The sequence below is a fragment of the Streptomyces sp. NPDC020983 genome (assembly GCF_044333485.1).
In the GTDB taxonomy this organism is placed as follows: Bacteria; Actinomycetota; Actinomycetes; order Streptomycetales; family Streptomycetaceae; genus Actinacidiphila.
Genome location: NZ_JBIRRA010000011.1, coordinates 1 through 18,667 on the forward strand (window position 1 = coordinate 1; position 18,667 = coordinate 18,667).

General features: G+C 74.2%; 14 protein-coding genes. 7 read left to right on the forward strand and 7 right to left on the reverse strand.

Annotation, left to right across the window (positions count from 1 at the left end):
• The first annotated feature begins 254 nt into the window (after positions 1–254).
• Positions 255–1,781, forward strand: coding sequence for an MFS transporter (locus ACH4SE_RS24250; protein WP_398545554.1), 1,527 nt, complete (start codon positions 255–257; stop codon positions 1,779–1,781).
• Between the two features lie 233 nt (positions 1,782–2,014).
• Here the strand turns inward: ACH4SE_RS24250 and ACH4SE_RS24255 are convergent, their stop codons facing one another.
• Entirely contained in the window at positions 2,015–2,860 is an 846-nt protein-coding gene (locus ACH4SE_RS24255) for a GntR family transcriptional regulator (RefSeq protein WP_398545555.1), read from the reverse strand.
• A 262-nt stretch (positions 2,861–3,122) separates the two neighbouring features.
• Here ACH4SE_RS24255 and ACH4SE_RS24260 point away from each other — a divergent pair, with 262 nt between their 5' ends.
• The 6 genes from ACH4SE_RS24260 (at position 3,123) to ACH4SE_RS24285 (ending at position 11,675) form a co-directional block, all read left to right on the forward strand.
• Positions 3,123–4,412, forward strand: a complete 1,290-nt coding sequence (locus tag ACH4SE_RS24260) for an extracellular solute-binding protein (RefSeq protein WP_398545556.1) — start codon at positions 3,123–3,125, stop codon at positions 4,410–4,412.
• Between the two features lie 72 nt (positions 4,413–4,484).
• On the forward strand, positions 4,485–5,471 hold the full coding sequence (locus ACH4SE_RS24265) for a carbohydrate ABC transporter permease (protein ID WP_398545557.1): 987 nt from the start codon (positions 4,485–4,487) through the stop codon (positions 5,469–5,471).
• Positions 5,468–6,355, forward strand: coding sequence for a carbohydrate ABC transporter permease (locus tag ACH4SE_RS24270; protein ID WP_398545558.1), 888 nt, complete (start codon positions 5,468–5,470; stop codon positions 6,353–6,355). The genes ACH4SE_RS24265 and ACH4SE_RS24270 overlap by 4 nt, the downstream gene beginning before the upstream one ends.
• Before the next feature lie 90 nt (positions 6,356–6,445).
• Complete coding sequence (locus ACH4SE_RS24275; protein ID WP_398545559.1) at positions 6,446–7,957, forward strand: beta-N-acetylhexosaminidase; 1,512 nt, start codon at positions 6,446–6,448, stop codon at positions 7,955–7,957.
• Between the two features lie 168 nt (positions 7,958–8,125).
• Positions 8,126–9,547 (forward strand): cellulose binding domain-containing protein, encoded by a 1,422-nt coding sequence (locus ACH4SE_RS24280; RefSeq protein ID WP_398545560.1) that lies wholly within the window; start codon positions 8,126–8,128, stop codon positions 9,545–9,547.
• Between the two features lie 127 nt (positions 9,548–9,674).
• Positions 9,675–11,675 carry a sigma-70 family RNA polymerase sigma factor gene (locus ACH4SE_RS24285; protein ID WP_398545561.1) on the forward strand — a complete coding sequence of 667 codons (2,001 nt, stop codon included), beginning with the start codon at positions 9,675–9,677 and terminating at the stop codon, positions 11,673–11,675.
• A 55-nt stretch (positions 11,676–11,730) separates the two neighbouring features.
• On the opposite strand, the gene ACH4SE_RS24290 is transcribed toward ACH4SE_RS24285, so the two are convergent.
• The 6 genes from ACH4SE_RS24290 to ACH4SE_RS24315 form a co-directional block, all read right to left on the reverse strand.
• Positions 11,731–12,243, reverse strand: coding sequence for a hypothetical protein (locus tag ACH4SE_RS24290; RefSeq protein ID WP_398545562.1), 513 nt, complete (start codon positions 12,241–12,243; stop codon positions 11,731–11,733).
• Between the two features lie 130 nt (positions 12,244–12,373).
• A complete protein-coding gene (locus ACH4SE_RS24295) occupies positions 12,374–13,468 on the reverse strand; it encodes a winged helix DNA-binding domain-containing protein (protein ID WP_398545563.1) in 1,095 nt (364 codons plus the stop codon).
• A 4-nt stretch (positions 13,469–13,472) separates the two neighbouring features.
• Positions 13,473–14,654 (reverse strand): XdhC family protein, encoded by a 1,182-nt coding sequence (locus ACH4SE_RS24300; RefSeq protein WP_398545564.1) that lies wholly within the window; start codon positions 14,652–14,654, stop codon positions 13,473–13,475.
• Between the two features lie 14 nt (positions 14,655–14,668).
• Positions 14,669–17,068 (reverse strand): xanthine dehydrogenase subunit D, encoded by a 2,400-nt coding sequence (pucD, locus tag ACH4SE_RS24305; RefSeq protein ID WP_398545565.1) that lies wholly within the window; start codon positions 17,066–17,068, stop codon positions 14,669–14,671.
• Positions 17,065–17,541: a (2Fe-2S)-binding protein gene (locus ACH4SE_RS24310; RefSeq protein ID WP_398545566.1), complete on the reverse strand. Its 477-nt coding sequence runs from the start codon at positions 17,539–17,541 to the stop codon at positions 17,065–17,067. Before ACH4SE_RS24310 ends, pucD begins: the two co-directional genes overlap by 4 nt.
• Entirely contained in the window at positions 17,532–18,419 is an 888-nt protein-coding gene (locus ACH4SE_RS24315; protein ID WP_398545567.1) for an FAD binding domain-containing protein, read from the reverse strand. Before ACH4SE_RS24315 ends, ACH4SE_RS24310 begins: the two co-directional genes overlap by 10 nt.
• Positions 18,420–18,667 lie beyond the last annotated feature (248 nt).

Sequence of the window (18,667 nt, forward strand, 5' to 3'; positions counted from 1 at the left end):
ACGAGGACGACCCTCCGCCTTGCGATCGCACGCACCAGACACCGTCTGCCCCGCCCTCCGGGCGGACGACGGGACTTTGCGGACACGCCCTAGGACCTGGTCCCGCGGCATGTGACCAGGCGCACACACCGGGCGTCAGCGAAACGTTTGCGTTTCGATAAGGGGCGACGTACCGTCGTTCGAGTACGAAACCGTTTCGTTCTTCCTGCGGCACCACCGTACCGTCCTACGTCCCAGCCCGGGAGCTCCGCCTGATGTCATCCCAGTCCGCGGCCGACGTCCCCGTCGACCGGCTCAAGAAGCCCGCGCCGGGCACCTCCGGCGGCGCGCCCGCGCCCACCGAGCGGGCCAACCACCGCTGGTGGGTCCTGGCCGTCATCGCCATCGCCCAGCTCATGGTGGTGCTCGACGCCACCGTCGTGACCATCGCGCTGCCCTCCGCACAGGAGGCCCTGAAGTTCTCCGACGGCAACCGGCAGTGGATCGTCACCGCCTACTCGCTGTCCTTCGGCTCGCTGCTGCTCGTCGGCGGGCGGCTCGCGGACCTCGTCGGGCGCAGGATCGTCTTCCTCGTCGGCGTGGTCGGCTTCGCGGGCGCCTCCGCCCTGGCCGGCGCCGCCCAGAACTTCGAGGTCCTGGTCACCGGACGCGCCCTGCAGGGCCTGTTCGGCGCCCTGCTCGCCCCCGCGGCGCTGTCGCTGCTCAACACCACCTTCACCGACGTGAAGGAGCGCGCCAAGGCCTTCGGCATCTACGGCGCCATCGCCGGCGCCGGCGGCGGTGTCGGCCTGCTGCTCGGCGGCGTGCTGACCAAGAACCTCAACTGGCGCTGGACGCTGTACGTCAACCTGGTCTTCGCGGTCGTCGCCTTCATCGGCGGCATGATGCTGCTGCGCAAGGGCGCCCCGGCCGACCGGCAGCGGCTGGACGTCCCCGGCACCCTGCTGGTCACCGTCGGCCTCTTCGGCATCGTCTACGGCTTCTCCAACGCGGAGACCCACGACTGGGGCTCCCCGCTGACCTGGGGCTTCCTGGCCGGCGGCGCGCTGCTGGTGGCCGTCTTCAGCTGGTGGCAGACCCGGATCGCGCACCCGCTGCTGCCGATGCGGGTCCTGCTGGACCGCAACCGCGGCGCCTCCTTCACCGTGCTGGCCATCTCCGGCGCGGGCATGTTCGGCGTCTTCCTCTTCCTGACCTACTACCTCCAGCTGACCCTGCGGTACGACGCGGTCAAGACCGGCCTGGCCTTCCTGCCGATGATCGGCGCCCTGATGGTCGCCGCGCAGCTCACCACGAACAACCTGCTGCCGAAGTTCGGCCCGCGGTGGATCGTGACGGGCGGCATGCTGCTCGCGGCCTGCGGGATGGCCTGGATGACGAACCTCGGTCTGACCAGCAGCTACGCCGCCGACGTGCTGCCGCCGCTGCTGGTGACCGGCTTCGGTATCGGCCTGGTGATGCCCGCCGCGATGAGCGTGGCCACCGAGCGGATCGCCGAGCAGGACGCGGGCGTGGCCTCCGCGGCCGTCAACACCATGCAGCAGGTGGGCGGTTCGATCGGCACCGCGCTGCTGAACACGCTGGCCGCCAGTGCGCTCAGCGCGTACCTGGCCGACCACACCGGCCCGATGGCCAAGGCGAACGCGGCGCTGCACAGCTACGCCACGGCCTACTGGTGGTCGGCGGGCTTCTTCCTGGTCGGCGGCATCCTCGCGGCGGTCATGTACCGCAGCGGGCGCACCCAGCCGGCCGGCGAGACGGTCACGGCCGTCCACATGTGAGCCACCGGGGCGCGAGCCCCGGACTCCCCACAGCACCCGGTGCCGGCTGAGCGGACGGCACCGGGCCGGGGGCCGGCATGCCGGGTCATCGTGGGGACGGGACCCCCGGTGCCGCCGGCCCCCCACACACCACCGCCCCGCCGGTCGCGTCCCCCGCGCGACCGGCGGGGCGGTGCCGCGTCCGCGGACGGCGGCCGTCCGGGCGGCCCGGGCGGCCCGGGCGGCCCGGGCGGCTACGCGGGCTGGACGTCCCCCGAGGTCGTCGCGGGCACCTCGCGGCGGGCGGGGAGGTCACCGGGCGGGATGCCCGGGTGGTGCTGGTCCGCCGACAGCCGCGGCCCCGCCGCCGCCGGGCCGTCGCCGAGCGCGAGCCGGGAGACGATGCGGTAGCGGTCGCCGCGGTAGACGGAGTGCACGTACTCCACGGGCCGGCCGTCGGCGTCCTTGGTGAGCCGCTCGAAGAGCAGCGCGGGCGACAGCACCGGCACCCCGAGCAGCCGCGCCTCCTCCTCGTTGGTGACGGTGGGCTCGATGGACTGCACGGCCTCGTGCACCCGCACCCCGTGCCGCTCCCGCAGGAAGTCGTAGAAGTCGCCGGACTCCATGTCGCCGGGGGCGAGCCCGGGCACGATCGCGGCGGGCACGTGCAGGTACTCGATGGCCATGGGCTCGCCGTCGACGAGCCGCAGCCGGGCGATGTACGTGATCTCCGCCGCGGGCGAGACGTGCAGCCGGCGGCCGACGCGGGCGCCCGCCTGGACGGTGGTGAACTCCAGGACGCGGCTGGCCCAGGTGCCGGAGGCCTGCGGGAGCCGGTACGCGTCGCGGGCCGGGGCGAGTTCCTGGGTGATCTTGGCGCGGGCGACGAACATCCCGCGGCCGTGCTCGCGCACCAGCATCCCGCCGGTGACCAGTTCGTCCACCGCGGAGCGCAGCGTCGGCCGGGAGACGCCGAGTTGCTCGCACAGCGTGCGCTCCGAGGGGATCGGGTCGCCGGGGGCGCAGGACTCGACGAGTTCCATCAGGTAGTCGCGGACCCGTTCGCGTTTCACCGCGGATCGCGACGGCTCGCTGACCATGGCGTGTGTCCCTTCCCTTCGGCACCCCGGCGGTGGCTTGTCCACCCTCGTCCGCCGAGGTTATCCAGATGTTGACCAGCACGCCAGCCGCTGTGAGCAGCCGCAGCGCTGAAGTCGACCGTATACGACCCGATTTTCGGGCCGTGCACAGGGCCTTGACGTGACCAGTGGTCTATGCCACCTTCGGCGCACAGCTCCAGACCAGTGGCAAGTGGTAAACACCGGCCCGCGCTTCCGAGGTGACGCCCCCGTGAGACTTCCCGTGAGATCCAGACTTCTCCCCGCCGCCGCGCTCGCCCTCGCGGCAGCCCTGAGCCTGACCGCCTGCGGCGGCTCGTCCTCCGGTTCCTCCGGCACGTCCCCGGGCTCGGCAGGGGGTTCGGGCTCCCCGGCGAAGCTCACCGTGTGGTTCATGCAGGACAGCATGTCGGACGCGGTGGTCAGCCGGTTCAGGACCAGCTACGAGGCCGCGCACAAGGGCATCACCCTGGACATCCAGATCCAGCAGTGGGACGGCATCGGCCAGAAGATCATCAGCGCGCTGGCCAGCAAGGACGCCCCGGACGTGATCGAGGTCGGCAACACCCAGGTCGCCCAGTACGCGGCCAGCGGCGGCGTCACCGACCTCACGGAGAAGGTCTCCGACCTCCAGGGATCGGACTGGATCCCCGGTCTCGCCGACCCGGGCAAAGTCGACGGCAAGCAGTACGGCATCCCGTGGTACGCCGCCAACCGCGTGGTGATCTACAACAAGGACCTCTTCGCCAAGGCCGGCATCACCACGCCGCCGAAGACCCGCGAGGAGTGGATCCGGGACACCACCAAGCTGAACACCGGCGCAAACGACGGCATCTACCTGCCCGGCCAGACCTGGTACGCGCTCGCGGGCTTCGTCTGGGACGAGGGCGGCGACCTGGCCGTCAAGGACGGCGGCAGCTGGAAGGGCGCCCTCGAGACCCCGCAGGCCCAGGCGGGCATGGCCTTCTACAAGCAGCTCCAGGCGCTCGGCAAGGGTCCCAGGGACTCCGACGAGGCCAAGCCGCTGCAGGCGGACGTCTTCGCCAAGGGGAAGACCGCGCAGATCATCTCGGTGCCCGGCGGCGCCGCGGTCATCGAGCAGGCCAACCCGGCGATGAAGGACAAGATCGGCTTCTTCACGATCCCCGGCAAGACCGCCGACAAGCCCGGCGCGGTCTTCACCGGCGGCTCCGACCTGGTCGTCCCGGCGGCCTCCCGGCACCAGGACCAGGCCTACGAGGTGGTCAAGGCGCTGGCCGGCACGGACTTCCAGACCGACATGGCCAAGGCGATGAGCTACGTGCCCAACCGCACCTCGCTCGCCACGGTACTGGCCGGCAACCCGGGCGCGTCGGTGATGGCGGCCGGCGCGGTGAACGGCCACGCCACGCCCAACTCGCCCGACTGGGCCGCGGTCGAGGCCAACAACCCGATCAAGCAGTACATGACGCAGGTGCTCACCGGAGCCGACCCGGCGGCGGCCGCGAAGACCGCCGACGAGGCGATCGACAAGGCCCTCGCGTCCGCCTCCTGACCCCTTCCGCCCGGGTCCGGGCCCGCCCGCCCGGACCTCCGGCCCCGCCCCGCCGCACCCCGAGGAGTGCCCGTGTCCACCGCCCGCTCCGCCGCCGCGCCCCGGCCGGCCGTCATGGATCCGCCGCCGCCGGCGCCGCCGCGGGCCCGCAGGGCCCGCCGGACGGGCCGGGCGCTCTCCGCCCTCTGGCCGTACCTGCTGGTCGCCCCGACGGTGGTGGGAGCGGCGTTCCTGCTGGCCTATCCCCTGGTCAGGAACATCGTGATGTCCTTCCAGCACTTCGGCCTCGGGGAGCTGATCCGCGGCGGGGCGACGTGGGCCGGCTTCGCCAACTACCGCGCGGTGCTGGACGATCCGGAGTTCTGGGCGGTCGTGCGGCGCACCGTGTGGTGGACCGCGCTGAACGTCGTGCTGATCATGGTGCTCGGCACGCTGGTGGCGCTCATGCTCGTCCGGCTCGGCAGGCGGATGCGGCTGGCGGTGATGAGCGCCCTGGTGCTGACCTGGGCGACCCCGGTCATCGCCGCCACCACCATCTTCCAGTGGCTCTTCCAGTCCCGCTTCGGAGTGGTCAACTGGGCACTGGTCAAGCTGGGCTTCGACTCCTACCGCGACTACTCGTGGTTCGCGCACGGCGGCGCCACCTTCTCGATCCTCGTGGTGCTCGTGGTGTGGCAGTCCGTGCCCTTCGCGGCGCTCACCCTGTACGGCGGCCTGACGACGGTCCCGGCGGAGCTGTACGAATCGGCCCGGATCGACGGCGCCGGCGCGTGGCAGTCCTTCCGGCTGGTGACCTTCCCGATGCTGCGGCCGCTGTTCGCGCTCATCACCTCGCTGGAGGTGATCTGGTGCGCCAAGGCGTTCACGCAGATCTGGGTGATGAGCGAGGGCGGCCCGAACGGCGCCACGACGACGCTGCCGGTCTACGCCTTCCAGATCGCCCAGTCGCTGCACAAGTACGACCTGGGCGCGGCCGTCTCCACCCTGACCGTACTGATCCTGCTCGGCGCCCTCGTGTTCAACCTGCGCCGGATGTTCCACCAGGAGGGCGCGCTGTGACCGCTTGGACCACTGGTAAGGCGCCGCGCGCGGCGCGCCGCCGGGCGGCGCGCCGCCGGCCGCGCGCGAGCCGGCTGCCGCTCAACCTGGCCGCGCTGCTCACGCTGGCGATCTCCGTCTTCCCCGTCTACTGGATGGTGGTGACCGCCTTCAAGCCGTCCGCCGACATCCAGTCCGACACCCCGTCCTTCGTGCCGCTGCACCCCACGCTCGCGCACTTCCGCACCGCCGTGCACTCCCCGGGCTTCGGCACCTTCTGGCGCAACAGCCTCACCGTGACGCTGGGCGCGGTGCTGATGTCGCTGGTGGTGGCGCTGCTCGCGGCCTTCGCGGTGGGCCGGATGCGCTGGCGCGGGCGGCGCGCCTTCCTGCTGATGGTGTTCGTCGCGCAGATGGCGCCGTGGGAGGCGCTGCTCATCCCGATGTACGTGATCGCCCGGGACACCGACATGCTCGACAAGCTGTCGATGCTCACGCTGGTGTACTTCATGACGACGCTGCCCTTCACCATCGTCACGCTGCGCGGCTTCCTCGCCGCGATCCCGGTGGAACTGGAGGAGGCGGCGCAGGTCGACGGATGCACCCGGCCCGCGGCCTTCCGCCGGGTGACCTTCCCGCTGCTGGCGCCCGGGCTGCTGTCGACGTCGCTGTTCGGCTTCATCACGGCGTGGAACGAGTTCGCCTTCGCCAACACGCTGATCATCAAGAACCAGGACGCCCGTACGCTGCCGGTCTGGCTGTCGTCCTTCAGCAACGTCTTCGGCACGGACTGGGGCGCCACGATGGCCGCCTCGTCGCTCTTCATGCTGCCGGTGCTGGTGGTCTTCCTGCTGCTCCAGAACCGGGTGACCTCCGGCATGACCGCGGGAGCGGTCAAGGGCTGAACCCCGCCGCCGCAACGCCCGGCCCCCGTACGCCCCTTCCCGCGCTCCCCGTCGGGCGCGCGCCCCGCCCTGCCCTGGAGAGCGACTGCCGTGATCATTCCGCACCCCACCCAATACGCCCGCATCCCCGGCCACTTCACCTTCGACGAGTCCACCGCCGTACGGGCCGAGGGCGCCGCGGCAGGCGCGGCCCGGCTGCTGCGGACGCTGCTCGCGCCCGCCACCGGGCTGCCGCTGCGGCCCTCCCCGGCCGGCACGGTCGTGCTGGTCGTCGACGACATGCTCGGCGGGCTCGGCGAGGAGGGCTACGGCCTGACGGTCGGCAGCGACGCGGTGCTGCTGCGCGCCGCCCGCCCGGCGGGGCTGCTGCGCGGCGTGCAGACGCTGCGCCAGCTGCTGCCGCCCGAGGCGCTGTCGGCGCAGCCCGTCACGGGGGTGCCGTGGCGGATCCCCGGTGTGCAGATCACCGACGTGCCGCGCTACCCGTGGCGCGGCGCGATGCTGGACGTGGCGCGGCACTTCCTGCCGGTGTCGTTCCTGCGCCGCTTCACCGACCTGCTGGCCTTCCACAAGCTCAACGTGCTGCACCTGCACCTCACCGACGACCAGGGCTGGCGGATGCCGGTCGCCGCGTTCCCGCGGCTCACCGAGGTCGGCGGGCGGCGCGGCGGCGCACAGCCGCACGAGGGCGCCTACACGGCGGCCGAGCTGCGCGGCCTGGTCGCTTATGCCGCCGAGCGCGGGGTCACCGTGGTCCCGGAGATCGAGATGCCGGGGCACACCCGGGCGGCGCTCGCGGCCTACCCGGAACTGGGGAACGTGCCCGGGCGGCAGCTCGACGTGTGGACCGAGTGGGGGGTGTGCGAGACCGTGCTCGGCGTCCACGACGAGGTGCTGGACTTCTGCCGCACCGTGCTCGGCGAGGTGATGGACGTCTTCCCGTCCCGCTACGTGCACGTCGGCGGCGACGAGTGCCCCGTCACCGAGTGGGAGACCGGCGCCGCGGCGCGCGAGCGGGCGGCGCGGCTGGGCCTGGCGTCGCCCCGGGCGCTGCACGGCTGGTTCCTCGGCGAGGTCGGCGGCTTCCTGCTGGCGCAGGGCCGGCTGCCGGTGTGCTGGGCGGAGGACTCGGGGGCACCGCCCGCGGGCTTCACCGTCATGCCGTGGCGGGACGCCGACCACGGGCTCGCCGCCGCCCGGCGCGGCCACGACGTCGTCATGACGCCCTACCGCTCGACGTACCTGGACTACCCGCAGGCCGCCGGCCCCGACGAACCGCCCGGCCAGGCCGGCGGGGTGCTCGACCTGCGCGCGGTGCACGACGGCGAGCCCGTGCCGTCCGGCTGGGAGCCGGAGGCGGCCGCCCGGGTGCTCGGCACGCAGGGGCAGCTGTGGACGGAGTACGTGACGACCACCGCCCAGGCCGAGTACCTCGCCTTCCCGCGGCTGGCCGCGCTCGCCGACCGGGCCTGGAACCCGGCGAGCCGCTGGTCGGCCGACTTCCGCCCCGCGCTGCGCCGCCACCAGTCCCGGCTGGACGCGCTGCGCGTGCACCACCGCCGCGAAGCCGGCGGCGCCCCCACGGCCGCCGCCCCGCGCTGAACCGCCGGCCGCGGCCCCCGACCCGCCGGGCCCGGTGCCCGGCGTGCACCTCCCTCCCCCCTCGGCCCACTTGGCCACCGGACCCACCCACCCCACTGGAAAGGGATCATCGTGTCAGGTACGTCCGTACGAAGCACCGCCTCACGCACCGCACGCCGCCCGCTCCGCATGCGCGCCGCCATGGCGCTGTGCGCGGCCGCCGGGCTCGGCTGCGCGGCCCTCACCGCGCTGCCCGCCTCCGCCGCGCAGGACGCGCTCACCGCGCAGTACCGGACCAGCGCGACGGGCGCGACGGCCGACCAGTCGGAGCCGTGGCTCCAGGTCACCAACACCGGCAGCGCGTCCGTACCGCTCAGCCAGGTCACCCTGCGCTACTACTTCAGGTCCGACGGCCCCTCCGTCTCCTACCGCTTCGCCTGCTCGTGGGCCGTCAAGGGCTGCGCGAACGTCACCGGCACCTTCGGCACCCTCGCCCACCCCACCGCGACCGCCGACCGCTACCTGGAGATCGGCTTCACCTCCGGAGCGGGCTCGCTGGCCCCCGGCCAGAGCACGGGCGACATGCAGCTGCGCTTCTACCGCGCCGACTGGCAGACCCTCACGCAGTCCGACGACTACTCCTTCGGCGCCGCCCAGACGTCGTACGCGAACTGGCCGAAGGTCACCGTGCAGGAGAACGGCGCAGTCGTCTTCGGCACCGCCCCCGCGGGCAACGACCCCACGCCGCCCACCACCCCGCCGACCACCCCGCCGACCTCGGGAGGCGGCGACAACCCGGGCGCGCCCGCGCTCTTCGACGACTTCTCCTACAACTCCAGCTCCGACGCGGCCCTCTCGCAGCACGGCTGGACGGTCAAGTCCGGCCAGGGCGGTCCGGGCGTGGCGGGCGCGACCTGGTCGCCCGGCGACATCACCTTCGCCGCCGACGGCACCAGCAACCGCGTCATGGACCTCAAACTCACCACCGACGGCACCGCGTCCGGCACCCGGGAGACCGAACTCCAGACCACCGCGCGGAAGTTCAAGAACGGGACGTACGCGGCCCGGGTCCGCTTCGGCGACTCCCCGGACAGCGGCCCGGACGGCGACCACATCAACCAGACGTTCTTCACCTTCACCCCGCTGAACGCGCCCATGGATCCCGACTACAGCGAGCAGGACTTCGAGTACCTGCCCAACGGCGGCTGGGGCGAGACGCAGAACATCATGTACGAGACGTCCTGGGAGACGTACAACCCCGACCCGTGGAACGCCGTCAACGCCCACGGGCAGCAGTACGGCAGCCTCAACGGCTGGCACAACCTCCAGATCACCGTCGACAACACGAACATCACCTACTCCATCGACGGCCAGGTCGTCGCGACGCACGGCGAGCCGTACCTGCCCGAGACGCCGCAGTGGATCGACTTCAACCACTGGCTCATCGACCTCGCGGGCCAGACCGGCAGCACCTCCCGCTCGTACCACGAGCAGGTCGACTACGTCCTCTTCGTCAAGGACCAGGTGCTGACCCCCGCGCAGGTCAGCTCCCGCGTCGCCGGCTACCGGACGGCCGGGACCGCCTTCACGGACACCGTGCCCACCCCGTGAGCCGTGAGCCGCGCCCGGCGGGTTTCCGTTATCCGCCGGGCGTGGCACCGTCTCCTGTCCGGGGGGAGGAGCGCCGTACGCACGGCGCCGACGGACGACGGACGACGGAAGATCGGAACGGAGCAGTATGCGCGCAGACGGCCGTGCCGGACCCGACCCCGCGCTGGTGGAGGCCGCGCGGGCGGGCGACCAGGAGGCACTCGACCGGCTGGTCGCCCAGTGCCTGCCGCTCGTCTACAACGTCGTCGGCCGCGCCCTCGACGGGCACGACGACGTCGACGACGTGGTCCAGGAGACCCTGCTGCGGGTCGTGCGCGGCCTGGACGGGCTGCGCGACCCCGCGGCCTTCCGCTCCTGGCTGGTGGCCATCGCCGTACGCCAGGTCCGCGACCGCGAGCACGCCCGCAGGGCGGCCTGGCACCACCGCACCGGTCTCGACGCCGCCGAGCTGGTGCCCGACCCCGCCTCCGACTTCGCCGCCCTCACCGTCCTGCGGCTCGGCCTGACCGACCAGCGCCGGGAGATCGCCGAGGCCACCCGCTGGCTCGACGGCGACGACCGCACGCTGCTCGCCCTGTGGTGGCTGGAGGAGACCGGCGAACTCGGCCGCGCCGAACTCGCCGACGCCCTCGGGCTGTCCCGGCAGCACGCCGCGGTCAGGGTCCAGCGCATGAAGGAGCAGCTGGACGTCTCCCGGGCGGTGGTCCGCGCCCTCGGCGCCGCCCGGCCCTGCGACGGGCTGCGGCACACCGCCGCCGGCTGGGACGGGGTGCCGAGCCCGCTGTGGCGCAAGCGCCTCTCCCGGCACGTCCGCGGCTGCGCGGGCTGCACCGCGCTGACCGGCGGGCTGCTGCCGATGGACCGGCTGCTGAGCGGGCTGCCGCTGCTGCCGGTGCCGATCGGGCTCGGGCCCGGCGGGCCGCTCGCCGCGCCGGGATCCGCCGGCTCCCTCACGCCGGGCGCGCCCGGCGGTCCCGCGGGCCCCGGATCGCCCGCGCACACGCCCCCCACCCAGGCCGCGCCCCGTGCCGCGGCCCCGCGCACCGCCCCGGCACACCCCCCACACCGGAGCGGTGCGCGGCACGGACACCGGGCCCGGCCGCGGCTGCCGCGCGGCCCCGCCGGGGTGACCACGGCCGCGGCCGGCACCGTGGCCGCGGTCGCGGCGGGCGCGCTGCTCGCCGTCCACCTCTCCGCGGGCGGGAGGTCCGCGCCCGCCGCCGACGCCTCCGCCACCCCGCGCCCGGCGGCGAGCAGCACCGCCCCCGCGGTCGCGCCCCCCACCACCCCGCCGTCCGCCACGACGCCCCCGGCCCCCCTCACCCCGTCCTCCGCCACGCCCTCGGCCACGGCCACCGCCCACGTCCCGGCCACGGTCGCGCCGCCCGCCGTCCCCGCGTCCTCGGCCCGCAAGGGCGTCGGCGTCTGGGCCTTCGACGGCGTGGACTCCGCCCTCGGCAAGTCCGGCGCGAGCTGGTACTACACCTGGTCCACCACCCACCGCGGCATCAGCGGCCCCGGCTTCGTCCCGATGGTCTGGGGCCCCGCGAGCACCGACGCGGCCTCGCTCGCCGAGGCGGAGAAGGCCGGCCCGTACCTGCTGGGCTTCAACGAGCCCGACATGGCCGCCCAGTCGAACATGACCGTGGAGCAGGCGCTCTCGCTGTGGCCGAAGCTGATGGCCGGCGGGAAGGTGCTGGGCAGCCCCGCGGTCGCCTACGGCGGCGACACCCCGGGCGGCTGGCTGGACCGCTTCATGTCGGGGGCCCAGGCGAGGGGCTACCGCGTCGACTTCATCGCCCTGCACTGGTACGGCGGCGACTTCCGCACCCCCGAGGCGGTCGCCCAGCTCAGGTCCTACCTCCGGGCGGTGCACGACCGCTACCACAAGCCGATCTGGCTCACCGAGTTCGCCCTCGTCGACTTCTCGAACGGCACGCGCTTCCCGAGCGACGCCCAGCAGGCGGCCTTCGTGACGTCGGCGGCGAAGATGCTGGACGGTCTGCCGTACCTGCAGCGCTACGCGTGGTTCGGCCTCGGGGCGGACGGCACGAAGCCGAGCAGCGGGCTCTTCCGCCCGGGCGCCGTCGAGACTCCCGCGGGGCGGGCGTTCGAGGCGGCGCGGTAGCCGCGCCGCCCGGCGGGCCCGGTCCCGGCGCGTCGCGCCGGGACCGGGGCGGGGGTCAGTACTGGTTGTAGATCAGCGCGTCCTGGCTCGCGGTGGTGTAGGCGGAGCCGTTGAAGGTGTCGCCGAAGAGCTCGAAGTGCACGTTGGAGAAGTTGGCGTAGGTCTCCTCGCCGGTGACGGTGTTCGTCTGGCCGTAGCACGGCGCCGTGGGCGTGACGGTGGAGGTGCCGGGGAGCGTGACGTACTCGAGGTTCGTCTGGCTCCAGGTCGAGCCGACCCAGCCCGCGTTGACCGAGACGCGCAGGTCCGGGGTGGTGTAGCCGGACTGGCGGCACACGGTCAGGGAGTAGCGGAAGGAGTTGCCGCCGTCGTCGAACTGCACCCAGCCGTCCGCGCGGCCGAGCTGGACCGTCGAGCCGGCGGGGAACCGGTACGTGACCTGGATCGAGAGGTTGTACTGCGCCGCCCAGGCCGCGTGCGCCGGGGTGGGCATGACCAGCAGCCCGCCGGATAACGCGGCGGCGACGGCCGCCGTACGGGCGAGACGCCGGCTGATCGCTGTGCTCATCGACGTACCTCCGGTTGTGGAGTTCCTGTGGGGAACGCCGAGAGTAACCGCCGTATCGCTGTGCGTCCATGGGCGTCCGAGGGGTGGAAGCGCCCCGGTTCCCGCCGCCGGAGCCGCTTCCCGGCGGGGCTCAGGCCTGTGTGAACGTCACGTCGTGCGCCGCGTCCGGGTCCGTCGTCGCCAGCAGGCGCAGCCCCTCGGCGGTGAGGGCCTCGCGGTCGCCGGCCGCCAGCGGTGCGAAGTGCGTGACCTCAGCCGCTGCGGTGCCCTTCGCCCGTGCGAAACGCCAGGTGCCGGCCACGAAGCCGTCCACCAGGATCGTGCCGCGCACGATGCCGTTCGCCGTCATCACCCGCGGGCGGTAGGCCTCCGGCACGATCCGCGTACGGTCCGCGTGCGACAGCAGCAGGTTGTCGAAGTCCGCGACGAAACGGGCCGTCACGGGCACGTCCGGGTCGGCGAGCCCGGCGTCCGGCAGGTCGTACAGCTCCCGGCCGTCCCCGGTGGTGTACGTGCGCAGGTCCAGCCCGGCGAAGGCGGATCTCAGGCCCGTCAGGCCCGACCACTTCTGGAGGTCGGCGGGCGCGGCGGGGCCGAAGGCGGCGAGGTAGCGGCGGACGGTGCCGGCGCCGTCCGCCACCGCACCGGTGGAGGACTCCGCGCCGAGCCACTCGTCCAGCAGGCCGTAGGTCGTCCCGCCGCCCGCACCCCACACCCCGCGGGGCGGCAGCTGCACGAGCGGCAGCCACGAGCGCAGCGCGTGCACCAGCGCCGCCGGGTCCGCGGCGGGGAAGCGGGGCGCGAGCGCCGCGCGCAACTCCGCGGGGGTGCGCGGCCTCTCCCGCAGCAGCGCGCGGCCCTCCGCCGTCACCGCAGCCTCGTCCGCACCTGCCAGGCCCTTCGCCCACTGCGAGCCCGCGAACGCCCGCCGCAGCATCGGGTCCAGCCACGGCCGCAGGCGCAGCGCGTCCTGCGCCGTCACCAGGTGGACGGTGCTGCGCATCATCGCCAGCCGTACGACCCGGCGTTCGGTGAGCAGCCGCCCCAGCTCCCCCACGTCGAAGCCGTCGAGCCGCGACCACAGCCCCACGTACGGCGAGGAGGGCATCTGGGACTGCATGCCGAGGAGGTGCGCGACGACGTCCTCGGCGGATCCGGTGGTGCGGTGGAGGAGGTGCTGGCGGGTGAGGAGCGTGCGGTTGAGCGTCCGCGGGCTGAGGTGCATGGGCTCACGGTAGGACGCCATGCGGACAGGCACGGTCCGCGGCAGGGGACCGCGGCTCGCCCCCGGGCGCGTGGATGGGCGCGGACGCCCCGGTCAGCGGGGTCCCCGGCGCGCCCGTGCGGCAGGCCAGGATCTCCGCGGTGATCGACAGCGCCGTCTCCTGCGGGGTACGGGCGCCGAGGTCCAGGCCGATCGGGGAGCGCAGCCGGGCGAGCGCCGCGGCGGGGACGCCGGCCGCGCGCAGCCGGGCCGTGCGGTCGGCGTGGGTGCGGCGCGAGCCCATCGCCCCGACGTAGCCGAGCGGCAGGCGCAGCGCCCGGGCCAGGACGGGGACGTCGAAGCGCGCGTCGTGCGTCAGGACGCACACCGCCGTACGGGCGTCGAGGCGGCCCGCGGCCGCTTCGGCGCCGAGGTAGCGGTCGGGCCGGTCGACGACGACCTCGTCAGCGCCCGGGAAGCGCCGCGGCGTGGTGAAGGCGGGCCGGGCGTCGCACACCGTGACGCGGTAGCCGAGCAGGGACGCGGCGGGGACCAGCGCCGCGGCGAAGTCGCAGGCCCCGAAGACCAGCAGCCGGGGCGGCGCCGCGTGCGACTCCGCGAGCAGCGTGAGCGGCTCGCCGCAGTGGCTGCCGTCCGCGCCGATCACGAAGGTGCCCGTGCGCCCGGCGGCGAGCAGCGCGCGGGTCCGCTCGGCTGCGGCGGCGTCCAGCCGAGCGTCGCCGAGGCCGCCCTCGCAGCGCAGGTCCGGGCGGACGAGGAGGGCGCGGCCCAGCAGTCCGGCGGGGCCCGCCACGACGCGGGTGAGGGCCGCCACCTCGCCGGCGGCGAAGGCCGCGAAGGCCGCGGCGAGTTCGGGGCGGGCGGCGGGGTCGACGCGCTGGACGAGGACGTCGAGCTCGCCGCCGCAGGTCAGGCCGACGGCGAAGGCGTCGTCGTCGGAGTAGCCGTAGCGGCGCAGCAGCGGGGGCGCCCCCTCCCCTGCGGCCAGGACCTCCTGGCACAGCAGGTAGACGTCCGCCTCCACGCAGCCGCCGGACACGCTGCCGACCGCGGTGCCGTCCGCGTCGACGGCGAGCGCGGCCCCGGGCGGGCGCGGCGCGCTGCCGCTGACGGCCACGACCGTCGCGACGGCGAAGGGCCGGCCGGCGGCGCACCACCGGTGCAGGTCGGCCGCGGTTCCGAGCATCGCGCTCACCTCCCTCAGGGCCCCGTCAGGTGTTCCGGGCGGACGGGGGTGCGGTTCAGGGCGCGGCCGGTGGCCTGGCGGACGGCCGCCAGGATCGCCGGGGTCGAGGAGAGCGTCGGGGCCTCGCCCGCGCCCCGCAGGCCGTACGGGGCGTGGGGGTCGGCGAGTTCGAGGATGTCGACGGGCATGGGCGGGGTGTCCAGGATGGTGGGGATCAGGTAGTCGGTGAAGGAGGGGTTGCGGACCAGCGCGGTCGCCGGGTCGACGACGATCTCCTCCATCACCGCCACGCCGAGGCCCTGCGCGCTGCCGCCCTGGATCTGGCCGGTGACGGACAGCGGGTTGACGGCCTTGCCGACGTCCTGCGCGCAGGCCAGCTCGACGACCTTGACCAGGCCCAGTTCGGTGTCGACCTCCACGACGGCGCGGTGCGCGGCGAAGCTGTACTGGACGTGCCCGTTGCCCTGCCCGGTGCGCAGGTCGAAGGGCTGGGTGGGGCGGTGGCGGAATTCCAGTTCCAGGTCGATCGCCTGGTCGCCGAGCACGTCGGCGAGCGCGGCGAGCACCTCGCCGCCGTCCGTGACCACCTTGCCGTCCTCCAGCAGGAGTTCGGCGGTGGCCCACGCCGGGTGGTAGGTGCCGAACCTGCGGCGGCCGAGGTCGAGCACCCGCTCCCGTACGGCCTCGCAGGTGTGCTTGACGGCCCCGCCGGTCATGTACGTCTGCCGGGAGGCGGAGGTGGAGCCGGCCGAGCCCACGGTGGTGTCGGCCGGGGCCAGCGTGACCTGGGCGACGCCCAGTTCGCTGCGGGCGATCTGCGCCTGGACGGTGACGCCGCCCTGGCCGACCTCGGCCATCGCGGTGTGGACGGTGACGACGGGCTCTCCGGCGACCGCCTCGATGCGGACGCGGGCGGTGGAGTAGTCGTCGAAGCCCTCGGAGAAGCCGACGTTCTTGATGCCGACGGCGTAGCCGACGCCGCGGACGACGCCTTCGCCGTGCGTGGTGTTGGACAGCCCGCCGGGCAGGGCGCGCAGGTCGGGGCCCTCGGTGGTCTCCCACTGGCGTTCGGGCGGCAGCGGGCGGGCCTTGACGCGGCGGAGCAGCTCGGCGACGGGCGCGGGGGCGTCGACGACCTGCCCGGTGGGCATGACCGAGCCCTGGCCCATGGCGTTGATGCGGCGGAAGTCGACCGGGTGGAGGCCGAGTTCGGCGGCGAGCTTGTCCATCTGGGCCTCGTAGGCGAAGCACGCCTGCACGGCGCCGAAGCCGCGCATCGCCCCGCAGGGCGGGTTGTTGGTGTAGAGCGCGAGCGCCTCGATCTCGACGTCGTCCACGACGTAGGGGCCCACCGCGAGCGAGGCGGCGTTGCCGACGACTGCGGGCGAGGACGAGGCGTACGCGCCGCCGTCGAGGACGATGCGGCAGCGGACGTGGGTGAGCCTGCCGTCGCGGGTCGCCCCGTGCTCGTAGGTGAGCCTGGCGGGGTGCCGGTGGACGTGGCCGAAGAAGGACTCGAAGCGGTTGTAGACCATCTTCACGGGCCTGCCGGTGCGCAGGGCCAGCAGGCAGCCGTGGATCTGCATGGACAGGTCCTCGCGCCCGCCGAACGCGCCGCCGACGCCGGACAGCGTCATGCGCACCTTGCGCTCGGGCAGGCCGAGGACGGGGGCGATCTGCCGCAGGTCGGAGTGCAGCCACTGGGTGGCGACGTAGAGGTCCACGCCGCCGTCCCCGGCGGGCACCGCCAGGCCCGACTCGGGGCCGAGGAAGGCCTGGTCCTGCATGCCGAAGACGTACTCGCCGCGCACCACGACGTCGGCGCGGGCGGCGGCCGCGGCGGCGTCGCCGCGCACGATCGGCTGCCGGTGGACGACGTTGGGGTGCGGGACGTGCGCCGCGTAGTGGTCGTCGCGGTTCTCGTGGACGAGGACCGCGCCGGGTCCGGTCGCGCTCGCCTCGTCCGTCACGACGGGCAGCGGCGCGTAGTCGACGCGGATCTTCGCGGCGGCGCGGCGCGCGGTCTCCGGGTGGTCGGCGGCGACGAGCGCGACCGGCTCGCCGTGGTGGCGGACCTTGCCGTGGGCGAGCACGGGCGTGTCCCGGATCTCCAGGCCGTAGTGGCGCACGCCGGTGGGCAGGTCGTCGTGGGTGAGCACGGCGTGGACCCCGGGGGTGGCGAGCGCCTCGGAGGTGTCGATGGCGGTGATCGCCGCGTGCGCGACGGTGCTGCGCAGCGTGTGGCCCCACAGCATGTCCTCGTGCCACAGGTCGGAGGAGTAGGCGAACTCGCCGGTGACCTTGAGCGTGCCGTCAGGACGCGGGGTGGAGTCGCCGACGCCGCCGGCGCGGGCGGCGCTGGACTGGGTGAGGCCGGCGGGGGTGAGGCGGGCCCCCCGGCCCGGGGCGCTCACCCGGCCCGCCCGGTGCGGGCGGCCGCGAGGCGGACCGCGTCGAGGATCTTCTCGTAGCCCGTGCAGCGGCACAGGTTGCCGGACAGCGCCTCGCGGATGTCGGCGTCGGACGGCGAGGGGTTGCGCTCCAGCAGCTCGTCGGCGGTGACCAGCAGGCCGGGCGTGCAGAAGCCGCACTGCACGGCGCCGGCGTCGACGAACGCCTGCTGCACCGGGGCAAGTTCGCCGTCCGGCCCGGCCAGGCCCTCGACCGTGTTGACCCGGCGGCCCTCCGCCTGCCCCGCCGCGACCAGGCACGCGCACACCGGCACGCCGTCCAGGCGCACCGTGCACGAGCCGCACTCGCCCTGCTCGCAGGCGTTCTTGGCGCCCGGCAGGCCCAGCCGCTCGCGCAGCACGTACAGCAGGCTCTCGCCCTCCCAGACGTCGTCGGCCTGCCGCGGGCGGCCGTTGACGGTGACGTTCACGCGCACGTCCTGCTCCCCCTCTCGTCGCGGTACTGCCGCCAGGTCCACTCCAGGGTGCGCCGGGCGAGCACGCCGAGCGCGTGCCTGCGGTACGCCGCGGTGCCGCGCACGTCGTCGATCGGACGCGCGGCGGCCGCCACCAGGGTGGCGAACTCCCGTGCGGCGGACGGCGGCACGGGCCGGCCGGTGTCCCACAGCCGCTCCTCGTCGAGCACCGCGGTCAGGAACTCCTCCGCCGTGCGCGCGCGGACCGGGGTCGGCGCGGCCGAGCCGATACCGGTGCGGACGGTACGGGCCTGCGGGTGCAGCGCGATGCCGAACGCGCACACCGCGATCACCATCGCGTTGCGCGTGCCGACCTTGGAGAACTGCTGCGGCCCGGTCGCCCGCGCCACGTGCACGGCGCGGATCAGTTCGTCGGGCGCGAGCGCGTTGCGCTTCACACCGGTGTAGAAGTCGTCGACAGGGATCATCCGCCGCCCCCGTACCGACTCCGCCTCGATCTGCGCGCCCGCCGCGAGCAGCGCCGGATGCGCGTCCCCCGCGGGCGAGGCGGTGCCGAGGTTGCCGCCGACGCCGCCGCGGTTGCGGATCTGCGGCGAGGCGACCGTACGGCTCGCGAGGGCCAGGCCCGGCAGCGCGTCCCCCAGGTGGTCGATGACGTGGGCGTACGGGACGGTCGCGCCGAGGCGTACGTGCGTCTCGCCGCTCTCCCACCGCGCCAGCTCGCCGATCCGGCTCAGGTCCAGCAGCTGCCGGGGCCTGCGGTGGCCGTAGGTGATCTCGACCATGACGTCGGTGCCGCCCGCCAGTGGCACGGCGCCGGGGTGGGCGGCCTTGGCGGCGAGCGCCTCCTGCCAGGTGGCAGGGCGCAGGAAGTCCATGCGGTGCCTCATCTCCGGGTCGGTGCGGGCGGCGGCTCTTCCTGTCCTGTTACACGCTGCGCACGCCCAGTACACGGCCGCTGGGCCGTCCGGGTGCAGTCACCGAAACCATGAAGCACTTGGCTGGCCACACCCGCGGTCTTGTAGATTCCTCTGAAAGAGACCGTGCGGAAACCTCACGGTTTCCCACCGGGCACACCGGGCGCCGTACGGGCGTCCGGCGGCACGGCACCGGACCGACGCACGAC